This is a genomic window from Streptomyces sp. NPDC091387, assembly GCF_044756945.1.
In the GTDB taxonomy this organism is placed as follows: Bacteria; Actinomycetota; Actinomycetes; order Streptomycetales; family Streptomycetaceae; genus Streptomyces.
Genome location: NZ_JBIVTZ010000004.1, coordinates 311419 through 327972 on the forward strand (window position 1 = coordinate 311419; position 16554 = coordinate 327972).

16 protein-coding genes are annotated in these 16554 nt (G+C 70.6%); 1 reads left to right on the forward strand and 15 read right to left on the reverse strand.

All coding sequences use genetic code 11. The annotated features are described in order from the left end of the window. Positions 1-59 precede the first annotated feature (59 nt). The 15 genes from ACIQM0_RS10865 to ACIQM0_RS10935 all read right to left on the reverse strand — a co-directional run bounded on the left by ACIQM0_RS10865 (position 60) and on the right by ACIQM0_RS10935 (position 15475). Positions 60-743 carry a uracil-DNA glycosylase gene (locus tag ACIQM0_RS10865; protein ID WP_363023542.1) on the reverse strand — a complete coding sequence of 228 codons (684 nt, stop codon included), beginning with the start codon at positions 741-743 and terminating at the stop codon, positions 60-62. Between the two features lie 109 nt (positions 744-852). Then, complete coding sequence (locus ACIQM0_RS10870; protein WP_401285646.1) at positions 853-2433, reverse strand: ABC transporter substrate-binding protein; 1581 nt, start codon at positions 2431-2433, stop codon at positions 853-855. Positions 2434-2550: 117 nt separating this feature from the next. Then, the gene (locus tag ACIQM0_RS10875) at positions 2551-3306 is read right to left on the reverse strand and encodes an SDR family oxidoreductase (RefSeq protein ID WP_401285648.1); all 756 of its coding nucleotides are present in this window, start codon (positions 3304-3306) and stop codon (positions 2551-2553) included. Positions 3307-3326: 20 nt separating this feature from the next. Continuing rightward, a complete protein-coding gene (gene fabG, locus ACIQM0_RS10880; RefSeq protein WP_363023536.1) occupies positions 3327-4088 on the reverse strand; it encodes a 3-oxoacyl-ACP reductase FabG in 762 nt (253 codons plus the stop codon). A gap of 217 nt (positions 4089-4305) precedes the next feature. Beyond that, positions 4306-4689, reverse strand: coding sequence for a DUF3037 domain-containing protein (locus tag ACIQM0_RS10885; protein WP_363023534.1), 384 nt, complete (start codon positions 4687-4689; stop codon positions 4306-4308). Continuing rightward, positions 4686-5537 carry a HipA family kinase gene (locus tag ACIQM0_RS10890; protein ID WP_401285650.1) on the reverse strand — a complete coding sequence of 284 codons (852 nt, stop codon included), beginning with the start codon at positions 5535-5537 and terminating at the stop codon, positions 4686-4688. Before ACIQM0_RS10890 ends, ACIQM0_RS10885 begins: the two co-directional genes overlap by 4 nt. Before the next feature lie 462 nt (positions 5538-5999). Next, positions 6000-6572 (reverse strand): hypothetical protein, encoded by a 573-nt coding sequence (locus tag ACIQM0_RS10895; protein ID WP_401285652.1) that lies wholly within the window; start codon positions 6570-6572, stop codon positions 6000-6002. A gap of 255 nt (positions 6573-6827) precedes the next feature. Further along, on the reverse strand, positions 6828-7889 hold the full coding sequence (locus tag ACIQM0_RS10900; protein WP_401285654.1) for a serine hydrolase domain-containing protein: 1062 nt from the start codon (positions 7887-7889) through the stop codon (positions 6828-6830). After that, positions 7886-8809: a DUF6895 family protein gene (locus tag ACIQM0_RS10905; RefSeq protein ID WP_401285656.1), complete on the reverse strand. Its 924-nt coding sequence runs from the start codon at positions 8807-8809 to the stop codon at positions 7886-7888. The genes ACIQM0_RS10900 and ACIQM0_RS10905 overlap by 4 nt, the downstream gene beginning before the upstream one ends. 43 nt (positions 8810-8852) lie before the next feature. Next, positions 8853-9905, reverse strand: coding sequence for a DUF6895 family protein (locus tag ACIQM0_RS10910; RefSeq protein ID WP_401285658.1), 1053 nt, complete (start codon positions 9903-9905; stop codon positions 8853-8855). Beyond that, positions 9902-10612, reverse strand: coding sequence for a hypothetical protein (locus tag ACIQM0_RS10915; RefSeq protein ID WP_401285660.1), 711 nt, complete (start codon positions 10610-10612; stop codon positions 9902-9904). The genes ACIQM0_RS10910 and ACIQM0_RS10915 overlap by 4 nt, the downstream gene beginning before the upstream one ends. Before the next feature lie 10 nt (positions 10613-10622). Next, the gene (locus tag ACIQM0_RS10920) at positions 10623-10799 is read right to left on the reverse strand and encodes a hypothetical protein (RefSeq protein WP_363023523.1); all 177 of its coding nucleotides are present in this window, start codon (positions 10797-10799) and stop codon (positions 10623-10625) included. A 280-nt stretch (positions 10800-11079) separates the two neighbouring features. Next, positions 11080-12759 carry a hypothetical protein gene (locus tag ACIQM0_RS10925; protein ID WP_401285662.1) on the reverse strand — a complete coding sequence of 560 codons (1680 nt, stop codon included), beginning with the start codon at positions 12757-12759 and terminating at the stop codon, positions 11080-11082. 47 nt (positions 12760-12806) lie between these two features. Further along, complete coding sequence (locus ACIQM0_RS10930) at positions 12807-13631, reverse strand: class I SAM-dependent methyltransferase (RefSeq protein ID WP_401285664.1); 825 nt, start codon at positions 13629-13631, stop codon at positions 12807-12809. Positions 13632-13705: 74 nt separating this feature from the next. After that, positions 13706-15475: an FAD-dependent oxidoreductase gene (locus ACIQM0_RS10935; protein WP_401285666.1), complete on the reverse strand. Its 1770-nt coding sequence runs from the start codon at positions 15473-15475 to the stop codon at positions 13706-13708. A gap of 838 nt (positions 15476-16313) precedes the next feature. Between ACIQM0_RS10935 and ACIQM0_RS10940 the strand changes: the two genes are divergently transcribed. Next, complete coding sequence (locus tag ACIQM0_RS10940; protein WP_401285668.1) at positions 16314-16532, forward strand: hypothetical protein; 219 nt, start codon at positions 16314-16316, stop codon at positions 16530-16532. Positions 16533-16554 lie beyond the last annotated feature (22 nt).

The window sequence follows — 16554 nt, forward strand, 5'->3', positions numbered from 1 at the left end:
CCGGCCGGTCCGACGCTAACCGCAGCGACGCGCAATCGCACTCAGGCTCCGGCGCGCCATCAGCCCAGGTCGGGGATGCGCCAGTCGATGGGCTGGTGCCCCTGGGCCGCGACCGCCTCGTTGATCCGGGTGAACGGGCGGGACCCGAAGAACTTCTTCGCCGAGAGCGGCGAGGGGTGCGCCCCCTTCACCACCACATGGCGCTCCTCGTCGATCAGCGGGAGTTTCTTCTGCGCGTAGTTGCCCCAGAGCACGAAGACCGCCGGGTCGGGCCGGGACGCGACCGCGCGGATCACCGCGTCCGTGACCTTCTCCCAGCCCTTGCCCTTGTGCGAGTTGGCCTCGCCCGCGCGCACCGTCAGCACCGCGTTGAGGAGCAGCACCCCCTGCTCGGCCCACGGCATCAGATACCCGTTGTCCGGGACCGGCAGGCCGAGCTCCTCCTTCATCTCCTTGTAGATGTTCCGCAGGGAGGGCGGGGTCTTCACGCCGGGCCGCACGGAGAAGCACAGGCCGTGCCCCTGGCCCTCGCCGTGGTACGGGTCCTGCCCCAGGACCAGGACCTTCACCTTGTCGTACGGGGTCGCGTCGAGCGCGGCGAACACCTGCCCCCGGGGCGGATAGACCGGACCCGCGGCCCGCTCCTCCTCGACGAACTCGGTGAGCTCCTTGAAGTACGGCTTCTGCAGCTCTTCGCCGAGGACGCCGCGCCAGGACTCGGGCAGCTGGTCGGTGTCGGTCACGTCAACAACCTCCGGTAAGCAATCAGTTCTTGATCTCAGAACCTACCGGCGACCACTGACAACGCAGCCGGGAGCCTCCCCGGAAGGCCCTGTGGGGCGGCTGGTACCGCTACCAGCTGGCCTTGCGGTACAGCTCCCACATCTGCATGACCGTCTGGGGGTCGAGGGCGCGCTCGCCGCCGCCGATGTCCTCACCCGCGGCCACGTACAGCTTGCCCTGCCACAGCGGGAGCAGCCGGACGTCGTCGACCAGGATCTTCTGCGCCCGCACGAACTGCTGGCTGACCGCGCCCCGGTCGCTCTCCTTGCGGGTCTGCGGCAGCAGCTCCTTGGTGATCTCGTCCTTCGTGTACGGCATGCCCGTGACGCTGTCCTTGCCCAGGAAGGGGGCTATGAAGTTGTCCGGGTCGGGGAAGTCCGGGAACCAGCCTCGGCCGAAGACGGGGTACTCGCCCTTGGTGAAGCCCTCCTGGAACTTCTTCCAGGGCTGGCTCTTCAGAGTGATCTTGAAGAGCCCGGAGGACTCCAGCTGGCGCTTGATCTCGTCGAACTCGGGGGCCGTCGAGGAGCCGTAGCGGTCAGTGGTGAACCAGAAGGTCATCGCGACGGGCTCGGTGATCCCGGCGTCCCTGAGGATCTTCTGCGCCTTCTTCCGGTCCGGGTCGCCGAAGGTGTCGAAGAAGCTGGTCGTGTGCCCCGCGATGCCCTTGGGCACCATGGAGTAGAGCGGCTCCGCTGTGCCCCGGTAGACCTTGGCCACCAGTGCGTCCCGGTCCACCAGCTGGGCGATCGCCCGCCGCACGGCCGGTTTCCCGGCGGCCGGGTCCTCGGGGTTGAAGACCAGGAAGCGAATGTCGGCGCCGACCGTCTCGACGAGCTGGAGATCGCTCTTCTTGTCCTCGTTGTCCTCCAGGCTGACGACCTCCTCGGCGGACAGCCCGCGGTAGGTGGCGTCGATCTCGTTCTTCTTGAGCGCCGTCACCATGGCGCCGGACTGCTTGAAGTACCGGATGGTCACGGCGTCGTTCTTGCGGTCGGCGAAACCCTTGTAGTCGGGGTTCTTCACCAGCTCGGAGCGGTCGCCCTGCTTGTAGGCCTCCAGCAGGTACGGTCCGGAGCCGGTGACCTTGCCGTCGTTGCGGATCTTGTGTGCCGAGTAGTCGCTCGGCGCGACCAGCGACATGGCGGGCGTGGCCAGCACGAACGGGAACGTCGCGTCCGGCTTCGTCAGATGGAAGATGACCTCGTAGTCGCCCTTGGTCTCCACCCGGTCGAGCGAGCCGAGCATGCCGTTGGGCCCACCCTTGACCGCGATCGTCCTGATCCGGTCGATGGAGTACTTCACGGCCTCGGCGTCGAGCTTGTCGCCGTTGGAGAACTTCAGACCCTCGCGGAGCGTGCAGCGGTAGGCGGTGCTGGTCATGTCGGTGAACTTGCAGTGATCCGCGGCATCGGGCTCGGGACTCGTACTTCCGGTGGGGAAGCTCACCAGAGTCTGGAACACATTGCGCATCAGCTCCCAGGAACCGTCCCACGCCGCCGCCGGGTCGAGGGTGGAGGGTTCGCTGGTCGTCCCGACAGCTATCTCCTGATCCACATCCGCACCGCTGTCGGACAACAGACCGCAGCCGGCCAGCAGAGACAGGGAAGCAAGGGCTGCAGCAGCCTGCAGACTGGCCCGGTAGAACACGCGCACGCTCCTCGATCAGCCATGGGTCGGCAGACCATACCGCAGCGCCCCGTCGGGTCAATCCGTAGGCCCGACAGGGCACTTGAGTCAATCAGGGCCAAACCAGCTCAGGGTGTCTCAGCCCACGCCCGCGTTCAGGAAGATCCCTCCGTCGACCACCAAAGTCTGTCCGGTGATCCAGTCGGCCTGGTTCGACGTGAGGAAGGCCGCGGCGCCGCCGATGTCCTCGGGCACACCGAGCCGTCCGAGCGGGTAGGACGCGGCCGCCTCCGCCTCACGGCCCTCGTACAGCGCCTGGGCGAACCTGGTCTTCACGACCGCCGGGGCGATCGAGTTGACCCGCACGACCGGCGCGAACTCGTGCGCCAGCTGAAGGGTCAGGTTGATCATCGCGGCCTTGCTCATGCCGTACGCGCCGATGAAGGGCGAGGCGGAGACGCCCGCGACGGAGGCGATGTTGACGATCGCCCCGCCGTTCTCCTTCTGCCAGGCCTTCCAGGTCCGCTGCGCGAAACCGAGCGCCGAGACCACGTTCGTCTCGAAGACCTTGCGGGCGACGTTGAGGTCGAGCTCGGCGATCGGGCCGAAGACCGGGTTCGTGCCGGCGTTGTTGACCAGGAAGTCGACCCGGCCGAACGCCTCCATCGTGCGCTCGACTGCCACCGCCTGGTGCGCCTCGTCGTGTGCCTTGCCCGCCACGCCGATGACGCGGTCGGAGCCGAGCGCCTCGACGGCCTCCTTCAGCGCGTCCTCGCCGCGTCCGGTGATGCACACCCGGTCGCCGCGGGCGACGAGCGCCTCGGCGATGCCGTAGCCGATGCCCCGGCTCGCGCCGGTGATCAGCGCGACCTTGCCACTGTCCTGCACAGTCATGATGTCCGCAGCCCTTCGGGTCAGTTGAGCGGTCCGCCGGCCACGTACATGACCTGGCCGGAGACGAAGCCCGCGTCGTCGCCCGCGAAGAAGGCGATGGCGTTGGCGATGTCCTCGGGGAAGCCGACGCGCTGCACCGGGATCTGGGTGGCGGCCGCGGCCTGGAACTCCTCGAAGCCCATGCCGACACGGGCCGCGGTCTGCGCGGTCATCTCGGTGACGATGAAGCCGGGGGCCACGGCGTTGGCGGTGATGCCGAACTTGCCGAGCTCCTTGGCGAGGGTCTTGGTGAAGCCCTGCAGACCCGCCTTGACCGCGGCGTAGTTGGCCTGGCCCCGGTTGCCCAGGGCGGAGGAGGAGGACAGCGAGACGATACGGCCGAACTTCTGGTCCACCATGTGCTTCTGGACGGCCTTGGCCATCAGGAACGCGCCCTTGAGGTGCACGTTCATCACGGTGTCCCAGTCGGACTCGCTCATCTTGAAGAGCAGGTTGTCACGGAGCACGCCCGCGTTGTTGACGAGGATCGTCGGGGCACCGAGCTCGGCGGCCACCCGTGCGACGGCGGCCTCCACCTGGGCGCTGTCCGACACGTCGCAGCCGACGGCGAGGGCCCGGCCCCCGGCGGCGGTGATCTTCTCGACGGTGTCCTTGCAGGCCGCCTCGTCCAGGTCGAGTACGGCGACGGCGCGGCCCTCGGCCGCCAGGCGTACCGCGGTGGCGGCACCGATGCCCCGTGCCGCTCCCGTCACGATGGCTACGCGCTGCTCGGTGGTGGACATGCTTGGTTCTCCTCGCCCTTGGATCGCGGCTCAGCGGACGTCAGGCACATTCCCTGCGGAACGCTTCCCGATAACTGAGCAACCGCTTAGTACCTTCAGCAGTCGAGACGCTAGAAGGCCTGGCACCCGGTGTCAACGGCCCACGGACGCAGCGGCGCATGTCACACCGCACGGCGCTGCCGCCGCGAGTGCGGCGGCAGCGCCGTGCGGCCGAGGATCAGCGCACCAGCAGGTCGAGCAGCCGCTCCACCTCGGCGGCGGGGTCGGTGGTCAGACCGCTGTGCACGGGGCTCGGCTGGATGACGGTCGAGCGCGGGGCGATCAGCCAGCGGAAGCGACGCCCTGCGTCGTCGCCCACGGCCTGACCCGCGTCCGCGCCACCGCGGCAGATGCCCTCGACGGCGCGCAGTGCGGCGCGCACCCCGGTCACGTCGGCGCTTGGGTCCAGCGCCTTGAGCTTCCCCTCGTCGAGTTCGGTGCGGGCGGCGACGAATCCCTTCGGGCGGCAGTAGACCACCACGCCGGCGTTGAAGAACTCACCGCGCTCGACCCGCGGCACCACACGCAGCAGGGCGTACTCGAAGACAACGCGTTCACTCACGGCCGGCCGCTCTCGTCGCTGTTCTCGGGTTCGTGCCGCGGGGCGAGCCGCTCGGCGAGCCAGCCCGGGGCCCCGGACGGCTTGGCGGCGGTGGGCGCGTCCAGGGTGATCCGCTCGTGGATGGTGGCCGCTCGCGGCAGCAGCGCCTCCACATAGGCGCGCCGGAGCTCGTCGGTCGAGTCGAACCCGGGCTCGTCCACCAGCCACTCGTCGGGCACATCGGCCGCGACCTCGGTGAGCAGTTCCTCGGTGACCAGCGGGGCGAGTTCCGCGGCGGCCGCGGCGACATCGGGGGCGAAGGGGGCCAGCGCGTGGTCCGAGGCGTTGTAGGGCTTGGCCGCGGAGGCCTGGGCGCCCGGCCAGTTGTGGTGCCAGATCATGGTGGCACCGTGGTCGATGAGCCAGAGGTCACCGTGCCAGATCAGCATGTTCGGATTGCGCCAGGACCGGTCGACGTTGTTGATCAGCGCGTCGAACCAGACGACGCGTCCGGCCTCGCGCGGATCGACCTGGTAGGCGAGTGCGTCGAACCCGAGGGAGCCGGGGAGGAAGTCCATCCCGAGATTGAGGCCACCACTGGCCTTCAGGAGCTCCTGCACCTCCTGGTCGGGCTCGGCGAGACCGATGACCGGGTCCAGCTGCATCTGCACGAGGTCCGGGACGCGCAGCCCGAGCCGTCGGCCGAGCTGCCCGCAGATCACTTCCGCGACCAGCGTCTTGCGCCCCTGCCCGGCACCGGTGAATTTCATGACGTATGTACCGAGGTCGTCGGCCTCGACGATCCCTGGGAGCGAGCCACCCTCACGCAACGGCGTGACGTAGCGAGTCGCTACGACTTCTACCAACACTTTCCCAGGCCACCCATCTCTTCAGCCTTGCGATCCACGGAGGACCTGTCCGGAGCGTAGAGGCAGGGATCACCGGTCAGCGGCGCTGGGGAGAATCTGGGGAGTACCGGCCGACGAGCCGGTCCCCCGCTCCTCAAGCAGACTGTCGATGGTGCCGCGCCCCCTGCTGTCGGCTTCCGGCATGAAGTGAGCATAGTAACCGAGGGTGATCGTCGGCGAGGAGTGTCCGAGCCGCCGAGCCAGGGTGCGGTGGTCCAGGTCGCCGCGGGAGCGGCGCGAAGCGCGGTCGATGGCTACGGCACTGCGGGGCATTCATCCAGGCCACCGCATGCGGGCCTGGTCGCGTGCGGACTTTCTGTGTGGCCCGTCCAGGGTCAGCTCCACCGCGACGCCGGGCGCGTAGGGCAGGCGTCGGCGGTGGCAGAAGCCCCGCGGGTCCGGGGCCCGGCTCCAGCTGAAGGGTCAGTGGTCGTCGGTGATGCGGGTGGCGATGCCGTTGCTGAGCTTCACCTCGGCGGAGACGCCCTTCTTCGCGGCGGCTTCCAGTTCCTGCTCGGTGCACTTGGTGGCGGACTGGTCGTTCTCGTCGCCGCAGATGTCACCCGCGCCCCAGATCTCCGTGCCCTCGGACGTGAAGAATGCCTGCTCCTCACCCTTCGGGCCGCTGACCGTGTACTTGCCGGGCGCCAGGTACGACACATTCCCGAACCACGTGCCGCTCACGCCTTTGCCCTGCTTGCCCTGGCCGGCCCCGTCGCCGGCGGTCTCGGGGGTGGATTCCGAGCCGGTCTTGGCAGTACCGCTGGAGTCGCTCCCCGCGGCCGGCGCCTTCGTGCCGGAGGTGGTCGACGCGTCGGCGTCGCTGTCCGCACTCGATGAGTCCTTGGCCTCGGCAGCCGCCTCCGTCGAAGAAGCGGTGGCCGTTGCGGCCGAGGAGGCATTGTCGCCCGTGTCGCCCTGACACGCCGTCAGCAAAGCGGTTCCGGCGACGAGGGCGGCGGCAAGCAGAACGGAACGGGTGCGCAGGGAGGCCATGAGGGGGGGTCCTTCGAAGAGTTGGAACAGCTGACTTCTGTGAACTGCTTGTGCATGCACCATGCACCACGTCGTACGCCGAGAACGGGATGTCCTTGATCCACAACGTTCCTGTGACCATTCACGGACACAACAAGGGATCGTCGTCCTGAAAGCGGATACTTTCGTCCGCTGCTCGCCGCACGGAACGGGCGGGGACCCGGCGTGGAGTGCGTGAACGTCGTCGGAATCGTGCGCGTCACGCACGCCTTCGGCTCAGAGCTTCTCCGTCAGCAGCTCGTGAATCGTCGCGATGAACGGGTCCGTCCTGTGCACCCGCCGGGTACACATCGCCGCCACCGCGGTGCCCGTGTCCGGGCGGAAGCCGAGGAACATCTGCTGTCCGAGCGTGGCTCCCGCGTGAAAGCAGACCGGGCCGCGTGCCGACGGATGGCGGAACCAGGTGAGCGTGTGCGTATGGGCGTGCCTCAGTCCGCGCCGCAGCAGCGGGTGCCGTACGTACGAGAGCGCGGCGGTCAGCGGGTGCGTGGGCGCGGCGGTCGCCGGGAGGTGCGCTTCCAGGAAGGTGAGCAGGTCCTCGGGCGTCGACCGGACCGCTCCGGCGGCGCTGAAGCCGCCGGTGTCCAGCGCGGGCAGCGGGCTGCCGTCGCGCCGGTGCCCCACGGCGTCGTCTCCGGGCTGCGGGCTCGGGCGCAGTCGGGTGCCGTGCAGGCCGAGCGGGTCCAGTACCTCCTGCTGGAGCAGCGTCTCCCAGGGTGTACCGGTGGCGGCGGCCAGAGTGTGGCCGAGTACGGAGACCGCGAAGTTCGAGTAGTGCCAGCGCGTGCCCGGCCGGTGGCGCGGGCGGGCACGGAGGAAGGCCCGGACGACGCGGTCGGCCGGGTAGCGGCTGTACGGCGCGGTCGACCATCGGGGCAGCGCCTGCGGGTAGAAATCGGCCGGCAGCGCGGGGAGGCCCGAGGTGTGCGTCATCAGATGGCGCAGCGTGATGGCGCGTACGGAGGGATGCACCCGGTGGCCGGGGGCCAGCAGTTCGGCCGCCGAGTCCTCGTACCGCAGGCGGCCCGCCGCGACGAGTGCGGCCAGGAGCAGCCCGGTGAAGGGCTTGGACGCGGAACCGAGCTCGTAGCGGGGTGCGTCGCCCGGCTGCACGGCTCCGTCGATCCGGTACGTGCGCCGGCCCCGGTGGCTGAGCGCGATCACGAGGTCGGGTGCGTCGATGGTCCGGGCCGCATCGGCCAGCAGGCGGGCCCTCTCGCCGTCGCCCCGGGACGGACGGCCGGCGGAGGTCCGGCGAACCTCCTGCGGCGCCGTCACACGGGGGCCGGGGCAGTGAGGTCCGACAGGGCTCGGGACAGGGCCAGCGCGGAGGCGAACGCCGCGACCAGTGTGGGGTGGTAGACGAGGTCGAAGACGGACTCCTCGTCACCTTCCGGCATGCCGCCCATCACCGGCATCGCTCCGTCCGGCTGCTGGGCCCCGGCGAATCCCGCCCAGGCCGCCGGATCGAGGGTCGGCTCGGGGAGGCAGGCGTCGACGACGAGCAGTTCGCCCAGCAGGTCCCAGCGCCCGAGGTCGAGCCAGTCGTCGAGCCACACCGGGAGCCAGAGGGCGAGGTACTCCGCCACGTCGGCGGGCAGCCCGGCCGGGTCGGCGCCCCAGTCGGTCAGATGGAAGACCGTGTGGGTGATGTCGTAGCCGATGTTGCCCTCGACGGTCCAGGGCTCGGGGTGCCGGGACAGCCAGGTGCGCCGGTACGCCTCGTCGACCGGCATGCTCGGCTCCAGTCCGAAACGGCGCTCCATGGCGCTGAGTCCGAGCCTGCGTACCGGAACGACCTCCAGTGCGCCCCAACTGCTCAGGCGGTGGTTCAGCCGGACAGCCGTCTCCAGGGACGGTTCCCGGAAGCCCAGCTCCCGGAACGGTACGTAGACCTCCATCGGTACGGGACAGAGCGGTTCGCGCCGCTGGCCGTCGACCAGCCGGCTCCCCGAGCCCAGCAGTTCGTGCCAGGCGTGGTCGAGGAGCTTGCGGGCCAGAGCGGCCTGCTTGGAGCCCGCGACGCCTTCCCGGAAGATGACCTTGCTGATGAGCGCCAGTTCGCCGAGCGGCTTGAACCGGTCGAGGACCCCCACCTCGGGAGGCGGGTCGTCGTCCAGACGGAATCCCGCCCGGTGCTCGTACAGCCATCCCAGGGCCCGTGCGCCCACGTCATGGACCTGCTGGATGCCGTTCACGCGGCAACTCCCTTCGTGCGGCCGGCGCGGGGACCGGTGCGGCTCATACGGCGGCCCCGGTGTCCGCCGCGGCGGCATCCGCCCGGTGCGTCGTGAGGCGCTTGAGGGACAGCGCGGCGGCGAAGGCGGTCACCAGGGTGGAGTGGTAGCAGGCGAGGAAGGGGTACGGGTCCGGCTCCGGGCCCGCACCGTCCGGCCGGGCGGTCTCCGGCGGGACGTCTGCGTGGGGCGGCTGCTCCGGGGAGACCGTGGGGCCCGTCTCCGGTACGGCACCGCTCGGGGCCTGTGCGGCGGCGAGCGCGGGCCAGACCGCGTCCAGCAGGTCCGTGGGCGGCGGCCCCGGCAGGGCCGCGGCGACCGCGAGCAGTTCGCCGGTCAGGTCCCACTGCAGACTCTCCAGACAGCCGTCGATCCAGGGTGGCAGCCAGGCGCGCAGATAGGCGTCGATGTGGGCGGGCATCCACTCGGGAGCACAGCACCAGTCCGTGATGTGGAAGACGGTGTGGGTCAGCGCGTAGCCGGAAGGCCCCTCGAACATCCACGGTTCGGACAGCCCGCCCAGCCAGGTGCGCGCGAGGACCTCACCGGCGTCGGCGTGCGGGCCTGCGCCGACCCGCCGCTCCGAGTTGATGAGTCCCAGCTGCCGGTTGGCGTGCTGCTCGATGTGGGCCCAGCCCCTGGTCCCTTCGAACGTCCCGGCCAGCCGCTCGAAGCCCTCGTTGCGCAGCCCGTGTCCGGCGAAGGCCGCGTAGATCTCGTACGGATACGCGGCAAAGGGCTCGCCGCGCAGCAGCTCCAGCAACAGGTCGCCCGCGTGCACCTGGTCCCACGCGAACGCGATGAGGTCCCCGGCCACCCGGTGTTCGGGAGTGTCCGGGGCGGTGCTGCGGCGGATCGTGGTGCACAGCTGGGCCAGTTCGCCGAGGGGCTTGAGGGTGCGGTTGACCTCGGCGTGCGGGTCCAGCACATCCGGGGGGAGCACGAAGCCCGCGCGGTGGGCGTCGGCCCAGCCGAGCGCCTTGCGCAGTACGGCGGGCAGGACGGACAGCGCCGTGCCCGCCGTGACGCCCGGGGCGGTGGCCACCGACGCGGTCACCGCGCCCGGCCCTCGGCCGTCAGCCGGGCCGCCCGTACGTGCAACGCGACCCGGGAGTCCGCGCCGCCCATGAGCTCGACGAAGTCGAGTCCGCGGTCCAGGCCCAGGCTGTCGGGCCGGCTGTCCAGCATGGCCAGCCAGCGGCCGGCGCCCGCCGCCTGGAGCCAGTTGCGCCGCCGCACCGCGCGGACGAACCCGCGGGACAGGTCCAGGACCCGGTGGGCGGCGGCCCGGTGAACGGCGGACGAGGCTGCGGGGACGGCGAGCGGGGCCAGCACGGAGAGCTGATGGGTGAAGGCCTGCCAGGGGGCCCGTTCGAGCCACGCCGCGTTCGGCTCGTCGGTGCCGGGTGCGCCGGCCGACGGCTGTCCGGTGGCCGATGCCGTCCGGTGCAGGGCGGACATCATGCCCCAGTGGCTCCAGACCGCGGCATCGGAGGCGTCGGGCCGGGGCGGGAAGTCCCGCACGGCACGCTGGAGCACGGCGATGTCTCCGGGGTGCGGATTGCGCCCGTACAGCACGCTGGGCAGAAGCAGATCGGCGCCGATGACGCGTACCGCGGCGATTCCTGTCCGGTTGTCCTCGTCGATTCCGGCCGCGCCGCAAACCGTGGCGAGGTGGTCCCCGCTCCGAAGAGCGAGGACCACCTCTGTTGCCAGGTCATGCACGGCACCCGCGAGGGGGGACGAAGCATGTGACTGGTCCATTTGCTACCGACTAGCCCTTCTTCGGGCGGGGGGTCGGCGGCGAGAGCAGCAGTGCGGAGCCGCCTCCGAGGAGGGCGAGGTACGCGCACTCGCGGGAGTCGCGGTAGAAGCCTTCGGCCTCGCCCGGGTTGAGCGCCTCGTCGAGGTCGAGCTCGATGTCGGTGGCAGTGGATTCCTTGGTGTACATGGGTGGTGCCCCGTCCTGTGGGAAATGGGGGGTTGCCGTACGTGTTCGAGTGCAATGCATGGAATGCGAAACCGCAAATCGAATAGTCCGGTCAGGGAATTTCCCTATTCAATTGAATGGGGAAATCACAAGGCTTGCCGCACGGTACCGACCTGGCATTATGCGTATTCAGCTCACCGAACGGGGGTAGTGCGCGGGGCGCATTCAGCGCGTGGGCCGTGCATCCGGACAATCGTGCCCTTGGGTGGGGGCCTGGTAGGAGATCCAAGGGCGACAGCCCTCAGGCCGTCCCGTCCGAATCGGTGAGGGCCGCGAGCAACTGATCGGTACGGTGTGCCGCGGTGGCCGGGTCCGGGCCGGTCGCGGCGACCATTCCCCAGCGTTCCGGGACACAGGCGACGGCACGCATCAGCCCGCCCACCGGTGCCATCGTCGCTGCTGTCGCTTCCATCCGGCCGAGCGTCTGCGTGGCCGAGGGCCGGAACACCCGGGTCGCCGCGTACCGGTCGGTGATCCCTTCGCGGCGTGCGGTGTCCTGGAAGGTGCGCAGGTACTCCGCTCCGTGCGAGGAGAGGTTGAAGTCGATCGCCCCGACCAGCAACCGGTCGCCGAACCGGCCTCCGACGTATCCGACGGCGAAGTCGACGCCTCCGGTGGCCAGCCCCCGGTGGCTGCCGTCCCGCATGCTCTGGGGGCCGAGGAACGCGGCCCGGATCGCCTCCAGCGCTCCGCGGATGGTCCGGTACGCCGTGTCGGGCAGACCGAGCGCGGCCCAGGCGTCCGCGTCGAGATAGCTGTTGCCCACCCAGGAGTAGCCGTTCAGGACCTGGAGCGTGACGCCGTCCGCCACCCGCCCGTAACGGAAGTGGCCCGAGGGGACGACCGGCAGCCGCGTGCCGCCCAGCTCCACCGAGAGGAACGCGGCCCAGGCTTCGAGGAGGTAGTCGTCCCCGAGCGGATAGGCCGCCTCGGCCTCCGCGGCGAGCCGCTCGGTGTCGCCGAGGTCGATGTCGCCGACGATCCGGGCCCCGTCCCCTGCCTCGCTCGGTTTGAATCCGGCCGTCCGGAGCCCGTAACGGGTACGGAGCAGCTCAGCGGCATCGAGCACTCCGGCGACGAAGGCCTCCCGTGACACGTCCGTGCGCAGCACGGTGTAGCCGGGCAGTACGGGGATCTCCAGGCCGAGGAGTTCGTAGGCCTCGCCCAGCCGCTGCTCGGCCGTGAGCAGGGCGTCGGCGGAGAGCCCGTTCGGCGTGAGGGTGCGGGCGGCTTCGACGGTGGGATGGATGTGTCGCTTGCGGTTCCAACGGGTCGCGACGGCAGGGCTGTTGGCGTCGGTGACCAGCCGGTCGAGACCGGTCCTGCGGCGGAGCCAGAGCAGGAAGATCTGCATCTCCAGGTCCAGCGCGTACAGGCGGATCACCGCGTCGGGGCGGTCGCGCAGCCAGTCGATGACGTGGCCGAGCGGGGTGTCGGCGCCCCGCTCGTGCGCGTCGGCCAGGGTGAGGAGTGCGTGGCTGAGGTAGTAGTGGTCCCGGTCGCCCGCGTCGACGGAGGGCACGCCCCACTGGCCGACCGCCTCCGCCCAGGGCGCGGTCCGTCCGACCGAGAGGTCGGCCGTGGAGCCGAGGAAGACCGCGCGGGCCTCCACATAGGTCGCCACGTCGTGCGGAACCCGGTCGGCGCGGAGCTCGGCAAGATCGCCCTCGAGGGCCCGCAGTGTCGGGGTGGCCGAGTGGAGCAGCAGGGCGGGAAGCTCGCCGGCGGACCGCGCGTAGCACGGAGCCAGCTCCTTCTGGGCGAGGAGCGCGACCGAGGAGCAGTCCGTACCGAGAAGCCGGTCGGCGACCTCTGCCACGTGCGTCGCGTCGAGGACGCGGTGGCCGGTGAAGAAGCCCGCCCAACAAATGTCCTCGCCGTCCCGCGACTTGTACACGGACGGTGTGACGGGTACGAGCACGGGGGCTCCTTGTCGGGCGGGCGGTGACGGCCGGAAAGCGATAAGTCCTAGGACGCGAGGGCGGCCTTGAAGACAACCGTCACATACGGTAGGTCGAATTCCGTGCGTCCGGCGAGTTGTGGGTGCGTGGCGGCAAGTCGCCTGATCTGTTCCTTCAGTTCTTCCTGGCGTTCCGGCGTGCAGTTCAGGTAGTAGGACCGGGAAGTGATGAGTCCGACGAGGGATTCCACGGTCTGCGGTGAGGAATGCGCGAAGAATCCGATCTCGACGGCGCCGAACCGGGATCCGAAGGTGGGGTCGCGCAGCCATCCGGAGAGGCGTTCGGGGTCGTTGCCGCGGAGGGCGGCGAGCACACCGTGCAGCAGGATCGCCGCCGCGGTCTGCGGGTCCGTGCCGGTGTCCTCGTCGGCGAGGATCCGGGAGAGCTCCGCCGACCACGGGACTTCCTCGTCGCGGAGGTTCCAGAGGGTGGCGAGTGTTCCTCCCGGGCGGATCACCCGGGCCATCTCGGCGTGCGCGGGCTCGGGGTCGAACCAGTGGTAGGCGTGGCTGACCAGGACCGCGTCGACGCTCGCGTCCGCGAGGGGGATCTTCTCGGCGCTGCCCGCGTGCACGTTCGCGGCCGGTGCGGACGCGGTGATGAGTTCCCGCATCTCGTCGTCGGGTTCCACCGCGGACACCTGGTGGCCGTCGGCCAGCAGCGCGCGGGTGAGGATGCCCGTACCGGCGCCGAGGTCGAGCACGGTGCGGGGCTCCTCCCCCAGCACCCAGCGGAAGCTCTCCCGCGGGTAGTCCGGGCGGGTCCGGTCGTACGCCTGCGCTCCGCGTCCGAAGGAGCTGCCGCGCTGCTGCCAGGACTGTTCCGTCGTCATGTCGTGACGCCTCTCGCTCGTGAATGGGCCGTTGAGTTCTTTCGTGGGTTCCTTCGTGCGTTCTCCGGGGCTGGTCATTGGTTCCGGTAGAACATGCGCAGCCGGTCGGGGTGGTAGCGCACGTGCATCGGGTGTGCCTCGCCGTGCACGGCGTTGGCGACGGCCTGGGCGACCACCGGGGCCTGGGCGAAACCACCGGTGTTGTGGCCGCCGGTCACCACCACGAGACCGCCGTGGGCGTTGGGCGCGATCTCCAGGACCGGCAGGCTCGACGCCGTCCACGGGCGTACGCAGTGCCGTTTGCTCCGCTCGAGGAGTCCGTCCGCTCGCGCCGCCTCGAACGCCTCCGGGAAGAACAGCGCCGCGGTGTCCTCGACCGCGGCGTGGAGGGCGTCGAGTTGCGCGGGGTCGATGTGCGCGGGGTCGGCTCCGGTCCAGCCGTAGCCGGATCCCACCACCAGTGACGGCGTCCCGTCCGGTGCTGTCGTCACGGTGACGTTGGTGTCCTCCGCCACATGGCCGGACCTGCTGATCTTGAGGGAGTTCAGCAGTCGGGGCAGCGGGTTCGGCAGGGTGAGCCAGACGCCCACCACGCCGTGGATGAGTCCGTGTGCGGCGGTGCCGCGCAGCAGTTCGCCGCCGTACGCGCCCGGGGAGAGCACGTAGTGGTCCGCGCGCACAGGCCCTTCCGCGCAGCGCAGCCCGTCCGGCAGCCCGTTCGCGTCGGTGTGCAGGCCCTCGACGGGCCTCTCCCAGTGGAACCGGGCGCCCTCTTGTTCCAGCAGGCCGATCAGCCGGGCGAGGAAGCTGTGTATCTGGACGGTGAAGCCCGTCACCTCGATGCCTCCGGCGAGGATGCCGGCCGTGCGGGTGTGGGACAGCGCCGGGTAGCCGTGGGCCACCTGCTCCGGGGTCAGCACCCGGTGGGCCGCCCCCAGTGCCTGTTGCCGCGTGATCTGGGCCCGGAGTCCGGCGGGGTCGGTGTAGAGGCGGAGGATGCCCTCGCGCAGACCGACGTCACGCGCCAACTCCGGCTCCTTTCTCAGGAGTTCGTTCCACAGCGGTTGCGACAGGCGATTGAGGAGGAGTATGTCGTCGGTGTAGGCGCGGGCGAGCCACGGCGGTATGCGCGCGCTGTCGCGCACCCAGCCGAGCTCCTCCTCCCCGAGCGCGGACGGTTCGGCGAGACACCAGCCGTTGTCCTTGAGCGGCCGCAGGAAGGGGACCGGGCCCGTCGTCGCGTTCCCGTGGTAGCCGTCGGTCTCGGTGAGGGTGAACATCCGCCCGTCGCCGCCGCCCCGGCTGGCGCCGTACGCCGTCCAGTGGGCGCCGCTCCTGGGGTCGGGCGCGCTGTCGTAGACGGTCACCCGGTGCCCCGACCGGAGCAGGCGCAGCGCGGTGATCAGGTTCACCACGCCGGCGCCCACCAACGCCACCGATCCACGGCGGGGCCGGACCGCGGCGAGTCGGCTGGAAAGCGTCGGCGCTGTCACCGCGGTCAGCCAGCGCAGCTCCGCCAGCGCCAGGGCCCGCGCGTACCGTTCGCGTCCCGTGGCGGCCCGGTCGGTGAGGTGGACCACCGCCAGGTGCGCGTCCACCACGTCCACCGCGTCCGGTGCGGACTCTGCGGCTCCTTCCCGCCCGCCGTCCGCGTCAGGTGCCACGAGGACGACGACGAGCGGCGCGTCGCGAGCCGTCGCACGCCGCCAGGCCGCCGCTTCCGCGGCGTCGGGCACGGTACGGGTGAGCAGGACATCCGGGCGGTGCCTGGCGAGACCGGCACCGCGCCGGCCTGCCGGTAATCGGGAGAGCCCGGGGCGGTAACGCAGGCCCGGACCGCGCACGAGGGATAGGATGTCAGCGGGCAACGAGTGATCCACAAGTACCAACAACAGCCGCTCCCGGTTGCGTAGGGCGGAACGGGTGCGTCCTGACAGCCGCGTTCCGTACTGCCGTGCACGTGCGGGTGTACGTCCGGGTGGGGACGTACACCTCGACGAGAGTTGGTTCCGCAGAGCGTTCGCCGTACTGGCATTGAACCCCACGGCCGCTCTCGCGGGCATCGCGATCGTCTTGAACCGCCACCCCACCACCGGAAGGACAAATCACCCTTTCGGTACGTACGGCTGCACGCGCGGCCGTACGCGTGACGGGCCGTCTCCGCCGCCGTGTGATGACCCACCGGTGCGCGCGGTGATGCGGACGGTGAGTTCGATGCCCTGCGAGGCGGTCCCCGGGGCGCGGCGGATAGCATGGCCGCATCTCGCCTCGTTGTTGAGGAGCGGGTGGTGTGCCGGGAAGCCTGGTCGGCGACGTAACTGTCGCGCGCCCGGAAAGGCTTGCTGTGCCCCTCGCCCTTCGTGTCCGTCCCCCGTGCCCGTGAAGCCGTCCGACTGCGCGGTGAGCTGACCGGCGGCGGAGCACCATGCCCGCCGGCAACCTTCCCGAGCCGTCGCTCGCGCCCCTGGCCTTGCCGAGACGGGTCTCGGCGACGCCGCCTTCCTCGCACCCGACGCCGGTGCCCCGCTTCCGGCTGCCGCGGCAACTGCCCGCGTGACCCGCGTGCTTCCCGTCATCGGCAGAGCCACGCCCCGCGTGCTGCGCGGGCCGGGGTCCTCGGCGCCCTATGGGCGCCCGGCTCCGGGCCGGCCAGTAGCCTCCGACTGGATTGAGAGTTCAGAGATGTCCCCGCAGCGTCCTTCGTCACCGCCTCCCGCCCTGCCCCGGGAGCCGGTGATCCAACAGGTGCTCGCCTGCTTCGACGCCTATGCCCGGGTCCGCGGGACGCGCGACAGCATCCTGCCGGCCTCCCGGGTCACACCCCGGGACGAGCAGCGGGCCTTCGACGAACTCCGGCAGGCCGTCACGCGACTCCGCGACGTCGCAGGTGAGGACGACTGACCGGCACGGCGGTCGTGGAGGA